Source organism: Pseudomonas sp. SID14000 (assembly GCF_002165135.1).
Taxonomy (GTDB): domain Bacteria; phylum Pseudomonadota; class Gammaproteobacteria; order Pseudomonadales; family Pseudomonadaceae; genus Aquipseudomonas.
The window spans coordinates 1-1035 of sequence record NZ_NFZQ01000049.1 but is presented as its reverse complement, the minus strand read 5'-3'; the positions used below and the strand labels follow the sequence as shown (position 1 = coordinate 1035).

General features: G+C 65.5%; 1 protein-coding gene. It reads left to right on the top strand.

Features of this window, described 5'->3' with window-relative positions:
* On the top strand, nucleotides 1-1035 hold a 1035-nt coding region (locus CAY82_RS24780; protein ID WP_256576335.1), incomplete at both ends, for a DUF5801 repeats-in-toxin domain-containing protein.

Sequence of the window (1035 nt, the reverse complement as noted above, 5' to 3'; positions counted from 1 at the left end):
AGGATGACGGCCCGAGCATCAGCACCACCGGCACGGAACCGGTCCTCACCGTCGATGAAACGGACCTGACGACCAACGCCACGCAAAGCTTCGCCGCCAACTTCACCTCGGCCTTCGGCGCCGATGGCGCCGGTACGCTCACCTACGCCCTGGGCGTGGTGGCGGGCGCCTCCGGCCTGGTCGACACGGCCACTGGCGAGGCAGTCAACCTGTCGCTCAACGGCACCGTGGTGGAAGGCCGCACGGCCACTACCAACCTCCTGGTGTTCACCGTCAGCGTCGCCAGCAACGGTTCCGTTACCCTCGACCAGCTCCGCGCCATCGTGCATCCCGACACCAGCAACCCCGATGACTCGAAGACCCTGACCTCCGATAACCTGGTGACCTTGACCGCGACCAAGACCGACAAGGATGGCGACAGCGCCCAGGCCACCCTCAACATCGGGCAGAACCTGGTGTTCAAGGATGACGGCCCGAGCATCAGCACCACCGGCACGGAGCCGGTCCTCACCGTCGATGAAACGGACCTGACGACCAACGCCACCCAAAGCTTCGCCGCCAACTTCACCTCGGCCTTCGGCGCCGATGGTGCCGGTACGCTCACCTACGCCCTGGGCGTGGTGGCGGGTGCCTCCGGTCTGGTCGACACGGCCACCGGCGAGGTAGTCAACCTGTCGCTCAACGGCACCGTGGTGGAAGGCCGCACGGCCACTACCAACCTCCTGGTATTCACCGTCAGCGTCGCCAGCAACGGTTCCGTTACCCTTGACCAGCTCCGCGCCATCGTGCATCCCGACACCAGCAACCCCGATGACGCGAAGACCCTGACCTCCGACAACCTGGTGACCTTGACCGCGACCAAGACCGACAAGGACGGCGACAGCGCCCAGGCCACCCTCAACATCGGGCAGAACCTGGTGTTCAAGGATGACGGCCCGAGCATCAGCACCACCGGCACGGAACCGGTCCTCACCGTCGATGAAACGGACCTGACGACCAACGCCACGCAAAGCTTCGCCGCCAACTTCACCTCGG